The 16,567-nt window shown below is 64.1% G+C and carries 20 protein-coding genes and 3 tRNA genes; 6 read left to right on the top strand and 17 right to left on the bottom strand.

All coding sequences use genetic code 11. The annotated features are described in order from the left end of the window. Positions 1–26: 26 nt before the first annotated feature. The 6 genes from AC1MBU_RS03005 to AC1MBU_RS02980 all read right to left on the bottom strand — a co-directional run bounded on the left by AC1MBU_RS03005 (position 27) and on the right by AC1MBU_RS02980 (position 2,774). Complete coding sequence (locus AC1MBU_RS03005; RefSeq protein ID WP_277359054.1) at positions 27–635, bottom strand: hypothetical protein; 609 nt, start codon at positions 633–635, stop codon at positions 27–29. Continuing rightward, a complete protein-coding gene (locus AC1MBU_RS03000; RefSeq protein ID WP_277359055.1) occupies positions 632–1,219 on the bottom strand; it encodes a DUF6286 domain-containing protein in 588 nt (195 codons plus the stop codon). Before AC1MBU_RS03000 ends, AC1MBU_RS03005 begins: the two co-directional genes overlap by 4 nt. Beyond that, positions 1,216–1,596 carry a hypothetical protein gene (locus AC1MBU_RS02995; RefSeq protein WP_346028049.1) on the bottom strand — a complete coding sequence of 127 codons (381 nt, stop codon included), beginning with the start codon at positions 1,594–1,596 and terminating at the stop codon, positions 1,216–1,218. The genes AC1MBU_RS03000 and AC1MBU_RS02995 overlap by 4 nt, the downstream gene beginning before the upstream one ends. After that, positions 1,587–1,778: a DUF2273 domain-containing protein gene (locus AC1MBU_RS02990; protein WP_277359790.1), complete on the bottom strand. Its 192-nt coding sequence runs from the start codon at positions 1,776–1,778 to the stop codon at positions 1,587–1,589. Before AC1MBU_RS02990 ends, AC1MBU_RS02995 begins: the two co-directional genes overlap by 10 nt. A gap of 9 nt (positions 1,779–1,787) precedes the next feature. Next, positions 1,788–2,228, bottom strand: a complete 441-nt coding sequence (locus tag AC1MBU_RS02985; RefSeq protein ID WP_277359789.1) for an Asp23/Gls24 family envelope stress response protein — start codon at positions 2,226–2,228, stop codon at positions 1,788–1,790. 66 nt (positions 2,229–2,294) lie between these two features. Beyond that, a complete protein-coding gene (locus AC1MBU_RS02980; protein ID WP_346027846.1) occupies positions 2,295–2,774 on the bottom strand; it encodes a hypothetical protein in 480 nt (159 codons plus the stop codon). Between the two features lie 167 nt (positions 2,775–2,941). On the opposite strand from AC1MBU_RS02980, the gene AC1MBU_RS02975 reads away from it, so the two are divergent. After that, positions 2,942–4,162 carry a sensor histidine kinase gene (locus tag AC1MBU_RS02975; protein ID WP_479788439.1) on the top strand — a complete coding sequence of 407 codons (1,221 nt, stop codon included), beginning with the start codon at positions 2,942–2,944 and terminating at the stop codon, positions 4,160–4,162. Positions 4,163–4,180: 18 nt separating this feature from the next. On the opposite strand, the gene AC1MBU_RS02970 is transcribed toward AC1MBU_RS02975, so the two are convergent. The 6 genes from AC1MBU_RS02970 to AC1MBU_RS02945 all read right to left on the bottom strand — a co-directional run bounded on the left by AC1MBU_RS02970 (position 4,181) and on the right by AC1MBU_RS02945 (position 7,490). Then, the gene (locus tag AC1MBU_RS02970) at positions 4,181–5,629 is read right to left on the bottom strand and encodes a glycosyltransferase family 2 protein (protein WP_277359786.1); all 1,449 of its coding nucleotides are present in this window, start codon (positions 5,627–5,629) and stop codon (positions 4,181–4,183) included. 9 nt (positions 5,630–5,638) lie between these two features. Further along, positions 5,639–6,610, bottom strand: coding sequence for a HEAT repeat domain-containing protein (locus AC1MBU_RS02965; RefSeq protein ID WP_479788436.1), 972 nt, complete (start codon positions 6,608–6,610; stop codon positions 5,639–5,641). Positions 6,611–6,615: 5 nt separating this feature from the next. Beyond that, positions 6,616–6,984, bottom strand: coding sequence for a response regulator transcription factor (locus AC1MBU_RS02960; RefSeq protein ID WP_277359784.1), 369 nt, complete (start codon positions 6,982–6,984; stop codon positions 6,616–6,618). A 163-nt stretch (positions 6,985–7,147) separates the two neighbouring features. Further along, a tRNA-Phe gene (locus AC1MBU_RS02955) sits at positions 7,148–7,223 on the bottom strand. Positions 7,224–7,279: 56 nt separating this feature from the next. Next, positions 7,280–7,353 (bottom strand) — tRNA-Asp (locus AC1MBU_RS02950). 64 nt (positions 7,354–7,417) lie between these two features. Then, positions 7,418–7,490: transfer RNA gene (locus tag AC1MBU_RS02945), tRNA-Glu, on the bottom strand. A gap of 141 nt (positions 7,491–7,631) precedes the next feature. On the opposite strand from AC1MBU_RS02945, the gene AC1MBU_RS02940 reads away from it, so the two are divergent. The 3 genes from AC1MBU_RS02940 to AC1MBU_RS02930 all read left to right on the top strand — a co-directional run bounded on the left by AC1MBU_RS02940 (position 7,632) and on the right by AC1MBU_RS02930 (position 10,578). Continuing rightward, positions 7,632–7,991 carry a metallopeptidase family protein gene (locus tag AC1MBU_RS02940; protein WP_346028048.1) on the top strand — a complete coding sequence of 120 codons (360 nt, stop codon included), beginning with the start codon at positions 7,632–7,634 and terminating at the stop codon, positions 7,989–7,991. A 37-nt stretch (positions 7,992–8,028) separates the two neighbouring features. Continuing rightward, positions 8,029–8,946, top strand: coding sequence for a cation diffusion facilitator family transporter (locus tag AC1MBU_RS02935; RefSeq protein WP_056545857.1), 918 nt, complete (start codon positions 8,029–8,031; stop codon positions 8,944–8,946). A 141-nt stretch (positions 8,947–9,087) separates the two neighbouring features. Further along, the gene (locus tag AC1MBU_RS02930; RefSeq protein WP_479788431.1) at positions 9,088–10,578 is read left to right on the top strand and encodes a C40 family peptidase; all 1,491 of its coding nucleotides are present in this window, start codon (positions 9,088–9,090) and stop codon (positions 10,576–10,578) included. Here AC1MBU_RS02930 and AC1MBU_RS02925 read toward each other — a convergent pair. Continuing rightward, positions 10,575–11,591, bottom strand: coding sequence for a universal stress protein (locus AC1MBU_RS02925; RefSeq protein WP_277358764.1), 1,017 nt, complete (start codon positions 11,589–11,591; stop codon positions 10,575–10,577). The genes AC1MBU_RS02930 and AC1MBU_RS02925 overlap by 4 nt on opposite strands. 263 nt (positions 11,592–11,854) lie before the next feature. On the opposite strand from AC1MBU_RS02925, the gene AC1MBU_RS02920 reads away from it, so the two are divergent. Continuing rightward, positions 11,855–12,547, top strand: a complete 693-nt coding sequence (locus AC1MBU_RS02920; protein ID WP_277358765.1) for an FAD-dependent monooxygenase — start codon at positions 11,855–11,857, stop codon at positions 12,545–12,547. Between the two features lie 8 nt (positions 12,548–12,555). On the opposite strand, the gene AC1MBU_RS02915 is transcribed toward AC1MBU_RS02920, so the two are convergent. After that, on the bottom strand, positions 12,556–13,215 hold the full coding sequence (locus tag AC1MBU_RS02915) for a copper resistance CopC family protein (RefSeq protein ID WP_277358766.1): 660 nt from the start codon (positions 13,213–13,215) through the stop codon (positions 12,556–12,558). Positions 13,216–13,329: 114 nt separating this feature from the next. Here AC1MBU_RS02915 and AC1MBU_RS02910 point away from each other — a divergent pair, with 114 nt between their 5' ends. After that, a complete protein-coding gene (locus tag AC1MBU_RS02910; protein ID WP_428831025.1) occupies positions 13,330–14,760 on the top strand; it encodes an NCS2 family permease in 1,431 nt (476 codons plus the stop codon). A gap of 11 nt (positions 14,761–14,771) precedes the next feature. On the opposite strand, the gene AC1MBU_RS02905 is transcribed toward AC1MBU_RS02910, so the two are convergent. From AC1MBU_RS02905 to AC1MBU_RS02895, 3 genes are read right to left on the bottom strand one after another with little or no spacing between them, the layout of a single operon-like run. Then, the gene (locus AC1MBU_RS02905; RefSeq protein WP_346027840.1) at positions 14,772–15,608 is read right to left on the bottom strand and encodes a spermidine synthase; all 837 of its coding nucleotides are present in this window, start codon (positions 15,606–15,608) and stop codon (positions 14,772–14,774) included. A 31-nt stretch (positions 15,609–15,639) separates the two neighbouring features. Beyond that, a complete protein-coding gene (locus tag AC1MBU_RS02900) occupies positions 15,640–15,954 on the bottom strand; it encodes a TM2 domain-containing protein (protein ID WP_277358769.1) in 315 nt (104 codons plus the stop codon). Between the two features lies 1 nt (position 15,955). Then, positions 15,956–16,510: a GNAT family N-acetyltransferase gene (locus AC1MBU_RS02895; RefSeq protein WP_277358770.1), complete on the bottom strand. Its 555-nt coding sequence runs from the start codon at positions 16,508–16,510 to the stop codon at positions 15,956–15,958. Between the last annotated feature and the right edge of the window lie 57 nt (positions 16,511–16,567).

Below are 16,567 nucleotides of genomic sequence, written 5' to 3'. Positions count from 1 at the left end.
GGGACTAGCCCTAACGCACCCTCTGCCTAGCGCACCCTTTCGGCGCGGGTGAAACGCGAGCGGGCACCGGAGCTGATGCTGATCAGCACCGGTGTCTGCACGCCGAGCACGGCATCCAGCGCAGACACGAGCGCCGAGACCTCCTCCGCTACCACATAGGGCGCCACGCCCTGCCGCGGGAAGACCTTCACCTTCAGTGCAGGCCGGCCACGGAACTCATAGGTGGATACGGCCGAGTTCACAAGGTCCACCCGCTCACTCAGTGCAGCCTTCAGGGCCTGCTCCGCCACCGCCGCGTTGATGGTGACGCTGCCGGGAACCGGGTGGTCGTCGTCGTCATAGGCAAGCGTTCCTGACCGTCCCTTCCCCTGGTTGGCCACCCACGCGAACATGAGGATGATCAGCAGCACCATCAGCAGGGCTAGAACGATCCAGAGCCAGCTGTCCCGCTGCCCGGGGAGGGTTGTAGCGTCCAAAACGTTGCTGATCCACTGACCAGCCTGCGCAGCCGTTGACTGCCACCAGCCGGCGACGGCGGGGACACCGAGCGCCATGGCGAGCGCTCCGGCGAGCATCAGTCCCAGACCGAAGACTGCGAGCAGGATCCGGTTGATGGTCCGTGGCGTCTGGTTCACTGCCCGATCACCCCGGACTGCGCAATCGCCACCGAGACCTCGGGCACCGGATCGATGGCGGTCCGGCGAAGCTCATCCTCCACGGCCGCCTGGACGGACTCCTGGTTCACGGGGATGCCGGATGTTGGCCGCACCTGCACGTCGACGAGCCGGCGGCCGATGGTCACCAGCACCTGCTCCGGAGTCACCCCCGCAGCCACGCGCGCGCGGCGCGCCAGCGAGGATGCCAGCACCTCCGCATCGACAACGACGGCGGCGCGCCCGTTGGGAATGCTTAGCCGCGCCCGCCTGCCGGGAAGGATCGCAGCGAGGAAAAACAGGAGCCCCACCAGGAAGATCAACACTCCCGCCGCGGCAAGCACTGAGGCGGAGACACCTGCCGGAAGCGCACCCAGCCACCCTGCCGTTGCCTCCGGCCCCAGTAACCAGGGATTTTGGCCAAGCGCCTTCAGAGCGGCCTCCAGCATCACGTACAGGCAGACGAGGATGACCAACCCGGCAACGATCGTGGCCGGTACCGCCCGGGATGCGTGGGTTTCCCGGTGGATGACGTCCGAGGTCAGGCGGGTGGTCTCATCATTCATTGCGTCCTCCCGCGCTCACTGACACGGGCGCCGGTGACCCTGATGTCGACGCGGCTCAGACGGGACCCGCTCAGCTGGGCGACCCGCTCAAGAATGACCCCCTTGGCTCGATGCACGCGGTCCTCAACGGATCCACCGAACATCTCAACAGCCGCGGGGTCCGCTGCCACCCGGTGCAGGGAAGGGATGGCGATGGGCGTAGCAAGGCTGAGGGCGAGCAGACCGGCGTCGTCAGACCAGCTGGCGCGGACCTCGCGGACGGGAACCCGAAGCACCTCGGCTGCAACGGCGCACGCTGTGCTGGTGAGCGCCTGCGTGCTGATCCGGTTGTGGCCGGCCAGCCGTTGCGGCGCTGCGGCTGCTGCGGTCACGATGATGAGCGGCGTCCGGCCAGGGCATCCCGCACGCTGCGCAGGTCGAGCTTGCCCTCCGCAACCCGGCCGACGAAAGCGCCGATAGCCATGAAGAGTGCCACCAGGAGGAAGCCCCAGAAGTGGAAGATGAGCGCAGCGAAAGCAAGGATGGTGCCAACGAGGATACCGACGACGGTGAGGTTCATAGTGGCTCCTTAGCTCGCCGCGGGGCGGGGCTTCTCAGTGCTCTTGGGATCATTCAGGCCGGGCACGTGTACATCATTGATTTCAACGTTGACTTCAATCACCTTCAGGCCCACGAGCTCACCGACAGCGGCGAATACGGCTGCGCGCACCTGGTCGGCCACCGCAGTGAGCGGGTAGCCATATTCAGCAACGAGGTTGATGTCAACGGCGGCTTGAATCTCCCCCACCTCCACGTGCACACCCTGCGCCAGGTCGCTGCCACCGACCACATCGCGAAGCGCCCCAAGCGCTCTGCCGGTGCCGCTGCCCAGCGCGTAGACCCCCGGCACCTTGCGGGCGGCGATCGCGGCAACCTTTGCGGCGGCAGTTTCGGAGATGGTTGTCCTGCCGGTTGCGGATTCAGTAACGGGCGCTACGCCCGCCGGCCCTGTTCCCTGCTCGTGCTCCATGCTGGCGCCCTTTCTCTTTCGCCCAGCCTAACCCTTCCGCTGAACCTTTGACACGCGCCGGAAGGGTCAGCGGGAAGGCTCGCTGCAGTGCTCCCTGAGCCACTCCTGGACTGGCTGCAGCGCCTCACGGAACGCGGATTCATCAAACTGGCCAGTGCCGTGCGGGCCGCTCTCAGCGGCGTCCGCCACCCGGACGAAATGCGGCTTGAGCTCGTCGGGAACCTTGCCGTGCAGGTGATGCAGCTGATCCTCAAGCTTGGCCATGGTCTCGGGATCTTCATCTCCCCTGAAACTGAGCGGGGCCAACAGTACAGAGGAGATTCCGGCGGCAACAACCAGGCAGTCCGCCATGGCCGCTCCGGTGTTGTGTGCGCCCTCCGCGAGCCGAGGATCGGGCGATTGGAACATGGATGGCGAAGACTGCGGTGGTTCGGAAGGGATAGGCGGCATGCTCAGGGTGCTGGCTGCCTCCGGTGGGGCAGCGGCGCACCCGGCCAGGGACAGGGTGAGCGCACCAAAAACGGCCACGGCGAACTTGAGTCTCACGCCTGGCGGTCCTTCCATTGAGGGGTGGTGGCTGATGGAGTGCCGGCTGCCTGCAGACAGGGCTCCACCTCTCTAACGGTCAACGGCGTGAGTCTTCTCCCGCAGCATGGCCACGGCCCGCCAGCCGTTAGACTTCCCCCAGGACGTGCAGGAGGGGGAACCACACCGTGTCCATAGAGGTAGGCAGCCGAAGCGAGACACAGCGGCTTCTCACACTGGAGCGCTATTCCCTTGCGGACGGGTTGTCCGGCCGCGAGGGAACCTATTACGAGGATCTCGACAACCTCGTAGTACTGGCCGCGGACGTATGCAGGGTCCCCTTCGCTGTCATCAACATCATCACCGCCGACCAACAGCACCAGATAGCCGCTCGGGGTATCGAAGCGAGTGTTTGTTCACGCGAAGACTCAATGTGCGCCCAGGTCTTCCGCTATGGCCACACGGTCATGGTGGAGGATTGTCTGGAGGACCCGCGGTTCCGCGGGAACCCATTTGTCACCGGTGAGATCGCCGAGGTCCGCTTCTACGCCTCTACTCCGCTCATCACCGCGGAGGGCGACGCGTTGGGAACACTGTGCGTATTCGATGATTCACCCGGCTCGATCACTCCACAACAGAGCCGCAGCCTCGAAATCCTGGCCACCCAGATCATGGACATCCTGAACTTGCAACTGCGGACACGCGAGTTGAGCACCGCCCTGCAGGAGCTGAAACGCAGCAATGAACTCCTCGCGGAATTCGCCGGGCGGGTGAGCCATGATCTGCAGGGTCCGCTCACAAGTATTCGCGGCTTCGCCGAGATGCTTGAGGATGACACCGCGATTCCCGCCCGCAGCACCAGCCGGAAATACCTCGAGCGCATCGGTGCCAGCGCGGGCAGGATGACGGCGATGATCGAAGAGCTCCTCGCATTTGCCCGCTCCAACGGAACTCTGCGCGTCCAACCGGTCAGTTTGGCGGCAACCGTGAGAGCCGTGCAGGACGACCTCACCGCCGCCATCTCCGCTGCCGGAGCGCGCCTTGAGGTGGAGGAATTTGTGGGCCAGGCTGATCCCACCCAGCTACATACGCTGTTGCAGAATCTGCTCCAGAACGCCCTGAACTACCGCCATCCCCACAGGTCTCCCAGAGTACGGATCAGTGCCGGCCAGTCCGCCGAAGATAGGTGGTGCCTGAAGTTCGAGGACAATGGCATCGGGATTGCTCCCGAAGACCGGCAGAGGGTGCTCGAACCGCTCGTGCGGCTGGAGAGCAACGCAATAGCCGGTACCGGGCTCGGCCTGGCAACCTGCAATCGGATTGCCCAGGCGCACGGCGGTTTCCTTGAGCTGGAGGAGACCGAGGGCGGCGGCCTGACCATCCTCGCGTGTTTTGGCAGCGGTAGTTAGCAGGAACACCGGCGCCGGCTACGGTGACGCGTTCTCGAAACCTGTCCGGGTCATGGTGCCCCAGACCTGCTTCTTGCCGCGAAGCGCTGCCCACCAGCCCTGAATCCGCCAGATAGCGGTCAGCTGGCGGTACCCGATGTTTTCCTGAACCGATACCAGCAGGGCCACCCAGAGATCCCCCCACCGGTTGTAGCGGTGGAACGAAGCTTCCTCGACCAGCAATGCCATCAGCGAGACAAAAATGGCATAGAGGTACGCGACAGCGATGAACGCGAGCGCGTAGGGCACGTTCACCACGCCGAGCAGCAGTCCCAGCGGGACAATGACGAGGCCAAAGAGCTCAATGGCGGGAGCGATGAGCTCAAAGATCCAGTAGTAGGGCAGCGCAATCATGCCCACGGTCCCATAGCGGGGGTTGAACGTCATGCCGCGATATTTGATCAGGACTTCCCACAGACCGCGGTGCCACCGCCGTCGTTGTCTTGCAAGGACCGCGGCCGTGGAGGGAACTTCCGTCCAGCACACCGGTTCGGCGATGAAGATGACGCGGTACTTCCGTTTGGACCGGCGCATCATCCGGTGCAGGCGCATGACCAGTTCGAAGTCCTCGCCGATGCAGTCCGGGTCCAGACCACCCGCCTGGGTCACGAGGTCGCGCCGGAACATTCCGAAGGCACCGGAAATGAGAATCAGGGAATTGAGTTGGGACCACCCCGCCCGCCCAAGGAGGAAGGAGCGCAGGTATTCCACGATCTGAATGCGGGCGAAGTAGTTCTTCGGCATGTTCACGCTGACCACGCGGCCTGCAACGACCTCGCATCCGTTGGCCACGCGCACCACTCCGCCGGTTGCGATCACGCGCTCGGGGTCATCAGTGAAGGGCTTGGACACCACAAGGAGGGAATCGGGATCCAGCAGGCTGTCGGCGTCGACCATCACCACGAGGTCCTTGGACGCGACGTTCAGTCCCATGTTCAGCGAATCCGACCGGCCCGAGTTTTCCTTGTCAACAACCACGATGGGCAGCGCGGTATCCCGCGCACGGTAGATGGCGCGGATGGTTCCCCGGACGGGCACCTTGACGGACACTTCCCGCCGGTCTTCGACGAGGTCATAGACATCGATCAGCGTTTGCAGCGTCTCATCCGAGCTGCCGTCATTGACCACCACGACTTCGTGATCCGGGTAGCGCAGGTCGAGCACAGAGCGGACGGACGTTGCGATGACTGCGCCCTCGTTATACGCCGGCATCAGGACGGAGATTCCCGGACTGAGCGGGGATGCGGCGGTGACTCGGGCCCCGGCAAAGGACTGCCGCCGGAGATGCGCGGTGAAATTCACGCTCGCGAAGATGATCAGCAGCAGCAGGAACGAATTGATCACGATGAAGTAGGCCAGTACGGGGTACGCCGTGATCTCGAAGAGCAACCGGATTGCCGCTCTCAGCGGCTCAAGCACGTTCTCCATCCGTTCCCCCTATGCATCCACGAGGATGCGGCGGACATCCGCATCGGCATGCTCGATGACCCGCCTGCGCACGTCGCGTGCCTCGGCGCCAGGCATCGCCTTGAGAGCTTCTCCTGCTGCCTGCCGGACAGACGACGACGCAGCGCTTGAGCAGGAAATGTCCGCAAGTTCGCTGATGGCAGGCTTGTGGCCGAGCCGTCCCAGTGACCGGGCGCAAGCAGCGATGACGACATCGGACGCACCTTCCCGGCCCCGCTCCGCAACCATGCAGTCGAACAGTGCGTCCGCGGCTTCCGACATGAGCAGCAGGCCCACCACAGCCGCAGAGCCATATCGGATCCCGGCGTCCCGGTCCCGCAGACCCTCGATATACACTGCGGGATCCTGTTCGGGCAGATTGAGCAACGCCGTGGCGGCAACCGAGTGCGGGATCCCGCTGGTCAGCGAAAGCGCATCGACGAGGTGCCCTCCGGCCTCGGGCTGGGCCGCGACGCCGAGGGCACGCGCCGCCACAAGACGGACCTCGAGGCTCTTGTCCTGAAGGGCGGCCGTCAAGGGGCCGATGACCTCCCTGCCGCCGAGAATGCCGAGCAGTTCAGCCGCAGCAGCCCGCTGAATGGCGCCGCGGGAATGGATTCGGTCAAGGGATCGGCTGAGCAGGCCGCGAGCGGCGAGGATGCGGATCATGGCCTCGCGCACATCACCACGAACTTCGGGGATCATGCGCAGCAGGGTGTTTTCCACGTGCTCCCCGAGGGCGCCCGTTGTCGATGCGAGTTCCGACTCCAACTCCGCCAGCGCCTCATCCTCGGCAACCGCGAGCATCATGATGCGGGTGCGGATTGCCTCGTCATGGACAGTCCTCCGGCGCTCACCGGCGTGGCGTGCCGCCTTGATGAGAACGACGGCGGTCAGAGCCAGCACGCACGCGACAACCAGAACGACAACGGCGACCGCCAGCACATCCCATGAGACCAGCACGGGAGTTAGCGTGCCAGGATGCCGGCAACCCGGGCTGCGAGTTCGCGGGGGCTGAAGGGTTTGACGACGTAGTCGGTGACGCCGGCGGCGAACCCATTCTCGATATCGCGTTCCTGGTTTTTGGCGGTCAGGAGGATCACCGGAACGGAGATCGGAGGCTCTGCCGAGCGCATCATTCTGACCATGTCCACCCCGGACATGCCAGGCATCATGACGTCGGAGATCACAAGGTGGTACTCATTGTTGGTGGCCAGTTCCAATCCGGCGACCCCGTCACCGGCGGTCTCAACCTCGTAACCGCTTGACTCAAGCTTGGTGGAGACGAGATCGCGGATGTCCGCGTCATCGTCAACAACCAGGATTCTGTGTGGCATTGCCGATCCTCCCCGCAATCCTTGCATCTTGCCCCCTACCCAGACCTAGCCTAATCGACGGCCGGTGACCCTGTTTCGATTCGTCGCTGATGCGCGGAAGGATTGGCTTGGCGGGGAAACTGCGGGGCAAAGCAAAAGCCCCCGGTTTCCCAGGGGCTTTCAGTGGTGGCTCCGACCGGCGTCGATCCGGTGACCTTTCGATTTTCAGTCGAACGCTCTACCAACTGAGCTACAGAGCCTTGCAACCATCGTGTGATGATCACCGTCGACGCCCGGACTTCTCCGACCGCCTCAGCGACCCTGACGGGACTTGAACCCGCGACCTCCGCCGTGACAGGGCGGCGCGCTAACCAACTGCGCTACAGGGCCTTGCGATTTTGCAAGAGTTTGATCCTATCAGCACCCAAACGGTGCTTTGAACCACCCCCTTGCGTACCCCCAACGGGATTCGAACCCGTGCCGCCGCCGTGAAAGGGCGGTGTCCTAGGCCGCTAGACGATGGGGGCCAGGACCACACAAGTACTTTACTCCTCGTTGTGGACCTCTAAAACTATAGGGCTTCGATCTCGATTACACAAAACCTCTGAATCGCCGGTCGGACGTCCTGCGGAAGCGACGGCAGTAGAGTTTCCTCCGTGCCCATCGATATGAGCCTCGAGGACTTCGAATCAGCGGTCGACGACGCAATTGACCAGATCCCGGACAGGCTGGCGAGGGCTATGAACAACGTCGCCATCTTCGTCAAGGAGGAATTTGAGCCCGGCCCCGGCGAGGAAGCGGATCCCGACCTGCTCGGCCTCTATGAGGGTACTCCGCTGACGGAAAGGGACTCCTGGTGGGATGCCGGCTCCCTGCCCGACCGCATCAGCATCTTCCGGCAGCCGCTGCTGAGGATGTGCGGGAGCCGCGAGGAACTCGTGGATGAAATCCTCATCACCGTGATCCACGAGGTTGCGCATCACTTCGGGATTGATGACGAACGCCTCCACGAGCTGGGCTGGGGGTAACCCAACCTGGCTACCGCCGGGGCTTCATACTGGTTATATGGGCGCACACTCTCATGGGCATCCCGTCACCGCGACGGGGAAGCACCGCAAGTCGCTGGTGCTGGTCGTGGCGATCACACTCGCCGTCGTTGTTGTTCAGGTGATCGGCGCTGCGCTGTCCGGGTCCCTGGCCCTGCTCGCTGACGCGGGCCACATGCTTTCCGACGCCGCCGGCGTTTTCATAGCGCTGCTCGCCTCCTGGATAGCAACCCGGCCTGCCACTGTGCGGAGCACCTACGGCTACCAGCGGGCAGAAGTGCTGGCGGCACTGGCCAATGCCGTCATCCTGGTGGTGATCGCGGTGGTCATTGCGATCGAGGCGTTCCGCAGGCTGGGTGAGCCAACAGAGGTGCGCACGGACATCATGCTGATAGCTGCGCTGCTCGGCGGCGCAGCGAACCTCGCCTGTCTGCTGATCCTCCACGGCGGGCATAAGGAAAGCCTCAATCTTCGAGGCGCCTATCTGGAGGTGCTGGGAGACCTGCTTGGGTCAATCGCCGTGGTGATTGCCGCCGTCGTCATCGCAGTGACCGGATTCCTGCAGGCTGACGCCATAGCCTCCATCCTCATTGCAGCCATGATTCTGCCGCGCGCATGGAGCCTGCTGAGAGACGTGATCAATGTGCTGCTCGAGTCCGCCCCCAAGGGTGTGGATCCGGCGATGATCCGGGAGCACATCCTGAAAGTGCAGGGGGTTGTCGATGCACACGACATTCATGCGTGGACCATCACCTCCGGCGTTCCCGTCTTTTCGGCCCACGTGGTGGTGGACACCGAAAGCCTGAACGCCGAGGGTGTTGACCGCATGCTCGACCGCCTTACGCACTGCCTCAGCAACCACTTCGATACCGAGCACTGCACCTTTCAACTTGAACCGCTGGAGCATGCCGTGCATGAGAGCCGGCAGCACGCCTGACTCGGGCGCGACACGCCGTGAGCGGCCTTGCGTTGGGAATGACACCGCTGTTGTTTATGATACTGGTGTGACAAATGTTGCTAAAGTGACATTTGGGGCTCTATCCTCGGACAAGTCTGGTTGCCGTCCGAGGATCGAGTTATGCCGCAAACCTTTTCGCAGCGCGGATTTTCCGCGCTCACTGCCATGCTCGTGGGATCGCTGCTCACCGTGGGATTGACGCCGTCGCCAGCCTTTGCAGCATCGGATCTGCCCAGCCCCGCCGACATTGCCGCTGCGGAGGACAACACAGCTGCGGCGGCGGAACTCGTGACAGAGATCGAAAGCATCCTCGAGAATGCTTCCGCAGAACTGCAGGGCGCGCAGGTTGAGGCAATGAAGTCGCAGGGCGCCTACATTGATGCACTCGCGGAACTTGATGAGCGGCGGTCGACCGCCCAGCGGCTTTCGGCACTGGCCGGGCAGGCTGAGCAGACCTACCGCACTGCCTCCACGGAGCTCGGTCAACTTGCCGCGGACATTTACCGTGCGGGCGGCATCATGCCGGACAGCAGCCTCCTTTCGTTCGCCCAGGACCCAGGCAGCATCATGTATCAGGCCTCCACTGTCGAAGGCATGGCCGCCTCCCGGTCACGCACCGTCAACCAGGCTGAAACTGCGGCGAAGTCGCTCGAGTCCCTGCAGGCCGACGCACGCAACGCGGAGCAGGCAGCCGCCGACGCAGCCGAGGCCGCGGAAAAGGCCGGAGCCGCCACAGAATTCGCGATGGCGAGCGCCGCGAGCCTGGTGGAGGAGAAGCAGGCCGAACGCGGAATCCTGGTTGCGCAGTTGGCGCAGCTGCGGGACACCACCGCGGCTCTCGAGGAGCAGCGTATCGCCGGCCTTGAACAGGAACGACGCGAGGATGAGCTCGCTCGCATTCTTGCCGCATCAGCCGAGGCGGCTGCCGCAGCGACCGCCTCGCCTCGCTCCGAAGCACCGCTTGCTCCAGCCCCCACACTGGTGCCGCCGGCGCAGGATTCTCCGCAAACACCCGCGCCGGCACCGGCGCCCCAGCGACCCACCATTCCTGCTCCGGCACCTGCTCCGCGTCCGACGACGCCGGCTCCTGCTCCCGCGCCCGCTCCGGTTCCGCCGCGACCGGCACCCCAACCTGCACCTGCACCTGCACCTGCTCCCACGCCGGCACCTCCTCCGCCGGCACCGGCACCGGCACCCCAGCCTGCACCGGCTCCTGCTCCGCCTGCAGTGAATCCCGGCGGAGTGGCGGCAGCCGTCAGTTACGCCCGTGCGCGCGTCGGAGCGCCCTATTTCTATCAGTGGGGAGGCAACGGTCCGCGGGGTTATGACTGCTCCGGGCTGGTGCAGCAGGCCTTTGCCTCAGGGGGCATCTCACTCCCGCGTACAGCGTCCGCGCAGTTCTACGCGGCACGAACCCATGTCCCGCTGTCGCAGGCGCAGTTCGGCGACCTTGTCTTTTGGGGCGAGGGCGCCGGCATCTGGCACGTTGCCATCTACGTAGGTAACAACACCGTGGTCAACGCCCTGAACCCCTCACAGGGCATTCTCGAAGTGAATCTCGCGAATATGAGCGGGATGGGCGCACTCAACCCGCTCGCTGCGCGGTTCTAGGCGACCATCGGTCCGAAGTTTGCGCGGTCCGTCAGGCGAGGATCCTCCCTGTCCGGCACCACAAGAACCGGGCCTTTCGCGTGGTGCAGCACGCCCTGGCTGGTGGAGCCGAGCAGCATTCCGGCGAATCCGCCGCGGCCGCGGGTGCCAAGCACAACCAGCTCGGCCGTCCGTGATGCCTCGATCAGCACCTCAACGGGAGGCCCGTCGAGGAGTTCCACTGATATGTCCAGTTGAGGGAAATGGCTCTGCAGCCATGCCTTCCCCGCGTTGAGTTGAACCATGATCTCCGCGTGGAGTGCGTCCCGGTCAACCGGGGTGGGCATCCATGCAAGTGAACCGGTGAAGGGCGGCAGTGAACACACCACCCGTACGGGCAGACCACGAGACTGCGCCTGCTCGGCTGCAATCAGCGAAGCCATGCGCGCCTGCTCGGAGCCGTCAACTCCGACCACAACCACCTTTTCGATCTCTTCCGCGCGCGGGCACGGCTCGCCCTTCGGTTTCGGTGCGGATACGCCGGCCTCATCGAGCCTCGGGGCACAGTACAGCGGTACAACCACAGTGGGGCACTTTGAGTGCGCCGGCAGCGCGGCGCTCACGGAGCCAAGGAGGCGTCCAACGAAGCCTCCCCTGCCACGCGAACCCACAACCATGAGTTCGGCCTCCTCGGAGAGCTCAAGGAGCACACCTGCGGCATCACCGCTCTCCACCCGCGGCACAATTTCGATGTTGTGGTGACCGGCTATCTTGCTGATGGACTGATCGAGGACCGCCTGCGCCCCCTCCCGGATCACCGAATCATCCACGGTTGCGTAACCGGCATCCATGCTCGACGCCGCGAAGACCGGGACGGTATAGGCAGTTACTACATGGAGTGGGCAGTGGCGGCGCTCGGCCTCCTGTGCCGCCCAGACGAGAGCACACATGCTCTGGTCGGAGCCATCAACCCCCACAACCAGTCCGCGCCCCTGGGAATGCCACGGCGCCTCCGGCTTATGAGCCTCACTCATGGTCCGCCTCCTCGCGGTTGAACCTCAATTGACACCTTCGCTCAGCCGTCCAGATATTTCTAGCCTACTCTCCAGTAGGAGGACTATTCAGCACCCAAAAAGTTATATAGGCTTCGAGAATCGTTATCGGGCGGATGGTCTCCACAAAGGTTCCCGCCCGCTTTCAGTGCGCTTGGTTGACCCGTTCGCAGCCAAGTGTCCGCACAGCCCGGAAGAGGCGCCGGGCTGTGCGGAATTCTCCTTCGTCCAGGAGGTTTTCATCGATGCTGCCGAAGCCGATCGACCACGTCGCCGCTGATCCTTCCGTGCCCTCAGCCGCAGAGATGACCACCACAGTGGTGATTGGCTCCGGGTTGTCCGGGCTGGCCGTTGCCAGCGAGCTGAGCCGGCGCGGCGTGCAGTCCATCGTGGTCGAGAGCATCGAATGCCTGAACTCCGGGCCAAACCGAACCGTAATGACGGACTCGGTGTCGCTGTCCGAACGCACGGAACTCCTGCGGCTGCTGCGCTGCTACGCGTCAAGCCACTCACTGGACATCCGCCAGGAGACGGTTGCTGAGGGACTGTGCATGGTGGGCTATTCCCAGCTTCTTCCGGCTCCGGTACTTGGGTCCAAGAAATGGGCGGTGCAGACGCGGAACGGCGTCCTGCTCGCAGACCACGTGGTCTTGACCAAGTATCCACAGAACCAGCTGCGCCGTTTCGTGCAGTCCCTCGGCCTCGCAGTGGGAATCGACATCAAAGCGGCGCTCCGGGCTATCGGTCTCTACCTCATCGGGGTGGGCGAGATGCTGACGCCGACAACTCGGGAAATTGTCCGGCAGGCCAAGGTCATCAGCGACTCAATTGTCTCGCAGGGAGCTCTCGCGGCTCAGGTGATCCAGCCAGTGAAGGCTTCCGTGATGGCCGCCGCTGTTGCCGGATCAACCAGGCGTCCGCCCGCAATCAGCGCCTGAGAAGGTGCCTACGCGGCGTCGTCGTTGTTGCCCTGGGTGAGGCGCCGCCTGGCTCCAAGTGCCAGCACCACAGCGAGCGCAATCAGCACCGCAATCATCAGGATGACTCCCCAGGAAAGACCGGAGTCTGCCGCCGGCTCCTGGTCAAGCGCGCCGGGGTCAGCTGTTTCGATCGGGCCTGCTGTACCCGCGGACGCCTCAGGCGTCCCCGCAGCCTCAGACGCCTCGGCAGCAGCGCCTGCCGTAGCCGTGAAGTCGAAGGTACCTTCAATCGGGTGCGAATCAGAGGACACCACACGCCAGTTCACCGTGTAGGTTCCGGCCGGCGCCCCGGCGCGGATCGCCTGTGTGGCCACGGTGTCAGTGATGGAGACCTCGCCCTCAGCCCAGTCTTCGCCCGCAGCATCAAGCACCTGAACCTGCGAGCCGATGGTCGCAGGAACATTGGTGAACGTGAGTTCAATCGCCTGAGGCATTGTCTTGAGCGTTGCACCCGGCTCCGGAGTCGAGGAGCTCAGCTCATCATGCGCTGACGCAATCGAGGCTGATCCCAGGACTAACGCGAACGCAACCAGAAGTACGCCGGCCAGGAGCACGGCGGTGCGCTGAACGGAACGCGCACCCGGAATACGCGCCGCGCGCGCTGCAACTACTGCGGAAGGCTTCATGCCTTAAGCCTACGGGAGCGAACTGGCAGAATCCTGAATCCGCCATTGGATAGACTCCTTGAGCGAAACTCCCCCACCAACAGAGGAATACCCGTGCCTGAACTGCGCACCGCGATGGACCGCTACTTCCAGCTCACCGCTCGCGGATCAACCTACTCACGTGAAATCAGGGGCGGCATCGCCACGTTCTTCGCGATGAGCTACATAGTGGTGCTCAACCCGCTGATCCTCGCTGGAGCGGACGCAAGCGGAGGCAGCCTCGGGTTTGAACGTGTGGCGGCAGTGACCGCGCTCGTCGCGGGACTGCTGACCATCCTCATGGGCGCCTGGGCCAAGTATCCCTTTGCTCTTGCCACCGGGCTGGGCGTCAACGCCTTTGTGGCCATCACGGTTGCCACCAATCCGGAGCTCACCTGGCCGGACATGATGGGCCTTGTGGTTCTTGCCGGCCTGACCATGCTGGTGCTGGTCCTGACGGGCTTCCGTACCGCAGTCTTCAATGCCGTGCCGGAGAGCTTGAAAACAGCGATCGTCGTCGGTATCGGGCTCTTCATCGCACTGATCGGACTGGTGAACGCCGGTTTTGTCCGGCGTATCCCAGATGTTGCGGAGACCACCGTGCCGGTCGGGTTGGGATTCGGGGGCGTACTCCTCGGCTGGCCCACCCTGGTGTTCGTATTCGGCCTGATCCTGACCATCGCACTGGTGGTCCGCAAGGTTCGCGGCGGCATCCTGATCGGTGTCATCGCCGCCACCATTCTGGCCGTCATCATCGAAGCCGTGGCGAACGTCGGGCCGAGTGTGGGACCGGACGGCTCCAACCCACAGGGCTGGTCGCTCGTTGTTCCGGAGCTTCCTTCCGGGGCCTGGATCGGCCTCCCCGACCTGAGCCTGGTCGGCAGTGTCAGCGTCTTCGGGGCGTTCGGCAGCCTCGGCGCCACCGCCGCCCTGCTGCTCACCTTCACCATCCTGCTCAGCATCTTCTTCGACGCCATGGGCACCATGGTGGGCCTGGCAAATGAAGCAAAGCTGGTGGACAAGCGGGGCAACATCCCCGGCGTCGACCGCGTTCTCATTGTTGACGCTCTCGGAGCGGTGGCCGGCGGGGCGGGATCAGTCTCTTCCAACCAGATCTACGTCGAATCGGGCGCCGGTATCGGCGAAGGCGCGCGCACCGGCATCGCCAACATCGTGACCGGCCTGCTGTTCCTCGTGGCCATGTTCTTTACGCCGCTGATCTCGCTGGTGCCGTTCGAGGCAGTGGCGCCTGCCCTCGTCGTCGTTGGTTTCATGATGGTGTCCCAGGTGGGCCGGATTGACTGGCAGGACTGGGGAATCGCCATTCCCGCGTTCCTGACGTTCACGCTCATGCCGTTCACCTACTCGATCGCCAATGGACTGGGCGCCGGGTTCATCGCGTACGTCCTGGTCCGCACGTTCCAGGGCAGGGCCAGGGAAATCCACCCGCTGATGTGGGCCGTGGCAGGTGCATTCGTGGTGTTCTTCGGGATCGGCCCGATCGAGCAGCTGCTCGGCGTCGGCTGACCCACCCGTTGCTAGTCGGTGAGGACTGCCGCGCCACTGATGAAACGGGTCACCTGCGCATCCCGCCACAGGTGCGCCGGCACTCCGCCGCCAAGCAGCTCACGAGCCAGGCCGGGATCCTCCCCAAGTGGAGCATCGCTTCCGGCAAGAATCACATTCCCGTAGCGCCGGCCCTTGAGCATTGCGGGGTCCGCAATGATCACGGTATGGGTGAAGGCAGCGGAGATGGTCGCCGCCTCGCGCCGCGCCATCCCCAGGTCCGGGGAATCCCCGCAATTGACGACATAGACCCCGGCCGCATCCAGGACACGCTTGGCGTGCTCAACAAACTCGACGGTGGTCAGCGGGGCTGGAGTGCGGCTGCCCGCGAAGACGTCCCGGATGATGAGGTCCCGGCTACTCGCGGACAGTGCCTCAGTGACTTTGCGCGCTTCGCCAACACGGATCCGTAGCAGCGGTGCACGCGGCAGGTCGAACCACTCACGCACCAGGCCCGCGAGCGCGCCGTCGAGTTCCACGACCACCTGCCGCGCATCGGGAAAGGTCACGGCAAAACTCCGCGCCAGCGAGCAGGCCCCGCCACCAAGATGCAGGGCGCGGAGCCGGAACGTGGACGGCCACTGGGACGTTACCAGCGAACTGATCCAGCGCATGTACTCGAAGTCGAGCCGGGCAGGATCGGTGAGGTCGATGTGGGAACTCGGCACACCATTGATGTGAAGCACCCAGCCGTTGGGATTGAAGCGGTCGTGGACGAGCTCACAAGTGCCGGTGTCGATGGTGTGAATGCCGGGAACCGGACCGCCGTCTGTGCCCGCTGTTTCCCTGCGCTCGCGTTGGCGTCCCATTGATCCTTACGCTTTGCCTGGTGCCGTTCGGCTAGTAAGGACGGACGGCACCCTGGTGGTGCAGGTGTGCGTTGACCTGCCGCACCCTGCCCGGAATGGTGAACAGGTCAATGACCATCATGATCCACAGCGGGATCAGGAACAGGAACCCGAGAACAAACCACGCCGTGGCGTAGCCAATGAGACCCAGGCCCAGGTAGAGGAAGCCCATCCCGTTCTGGCGCAGGTAGAACTTGTGGGCGCCGAAGTTTCCGAGCAGGAACCAGAGCAGGTAGGCGAGCCAGCTTTCCTTCGCGGCGTAGACCACCACGTGTTGAGAAGGCTGGTTGCCGTAGTAGTTGGACACGTCATTCCCCTGTCAGTTGTGAACCTGATGCCGAAGCGCTGATGCGCGGCGGCTCGACGGCGCAGGCAGCGCGCACCATCCGAATCTCATGAAGGCCGTTCCACCGTTCGGAGAGTTGTTCCCGCTCTCCGTCCGGAGCGAAGCCGAGCTTGCGGTAGAAAGCGATGGCGCGTTCGTTGCCCTCCAGGACCCAGACGCACGCGGCGGCATCGCCGATAGCGGCATCGGCGAGCGCCCGGCCCAGACCGGTGCCGTAATACTCCTCCAGCACGTACAGCATAAAGAGTTCGACGGCGGCAGGAGGGTTATCACCCCGCGCCTCACCGCCTGCTGCAATACCGACGATCGCGCCGTCGTCGTTGACCGCTACCAGCGGTACGCTGCCGCTCTCATCGAATCCCTGTCTCCACGCTTCGGCGATGGCCTCGATGCCGTCATCCAGGCCATCGAGGACTTCTTCGCGCACCTTCCCCCGGTAGGCCTGGCGCCAGCCCTGGTTCTTCATGCGCAGCGCAGCTTCGGTCTCGTCGATGCGGAGCGGACGGATGGTGGCCATGCCGTTCATGCTATCGGGAACGACGACGGTCACTCGCCTGCAGCGGTTGTAGCTGCG

It is taken from the genome of Arthrobacter sp. PTI12, from assembly GCF_056679915.1.
The sequence above is the reverse complement of the archived record's forward strand: the minus strand, read 5'-3'. Positions and strand labels throughout refer to the sequence as shown.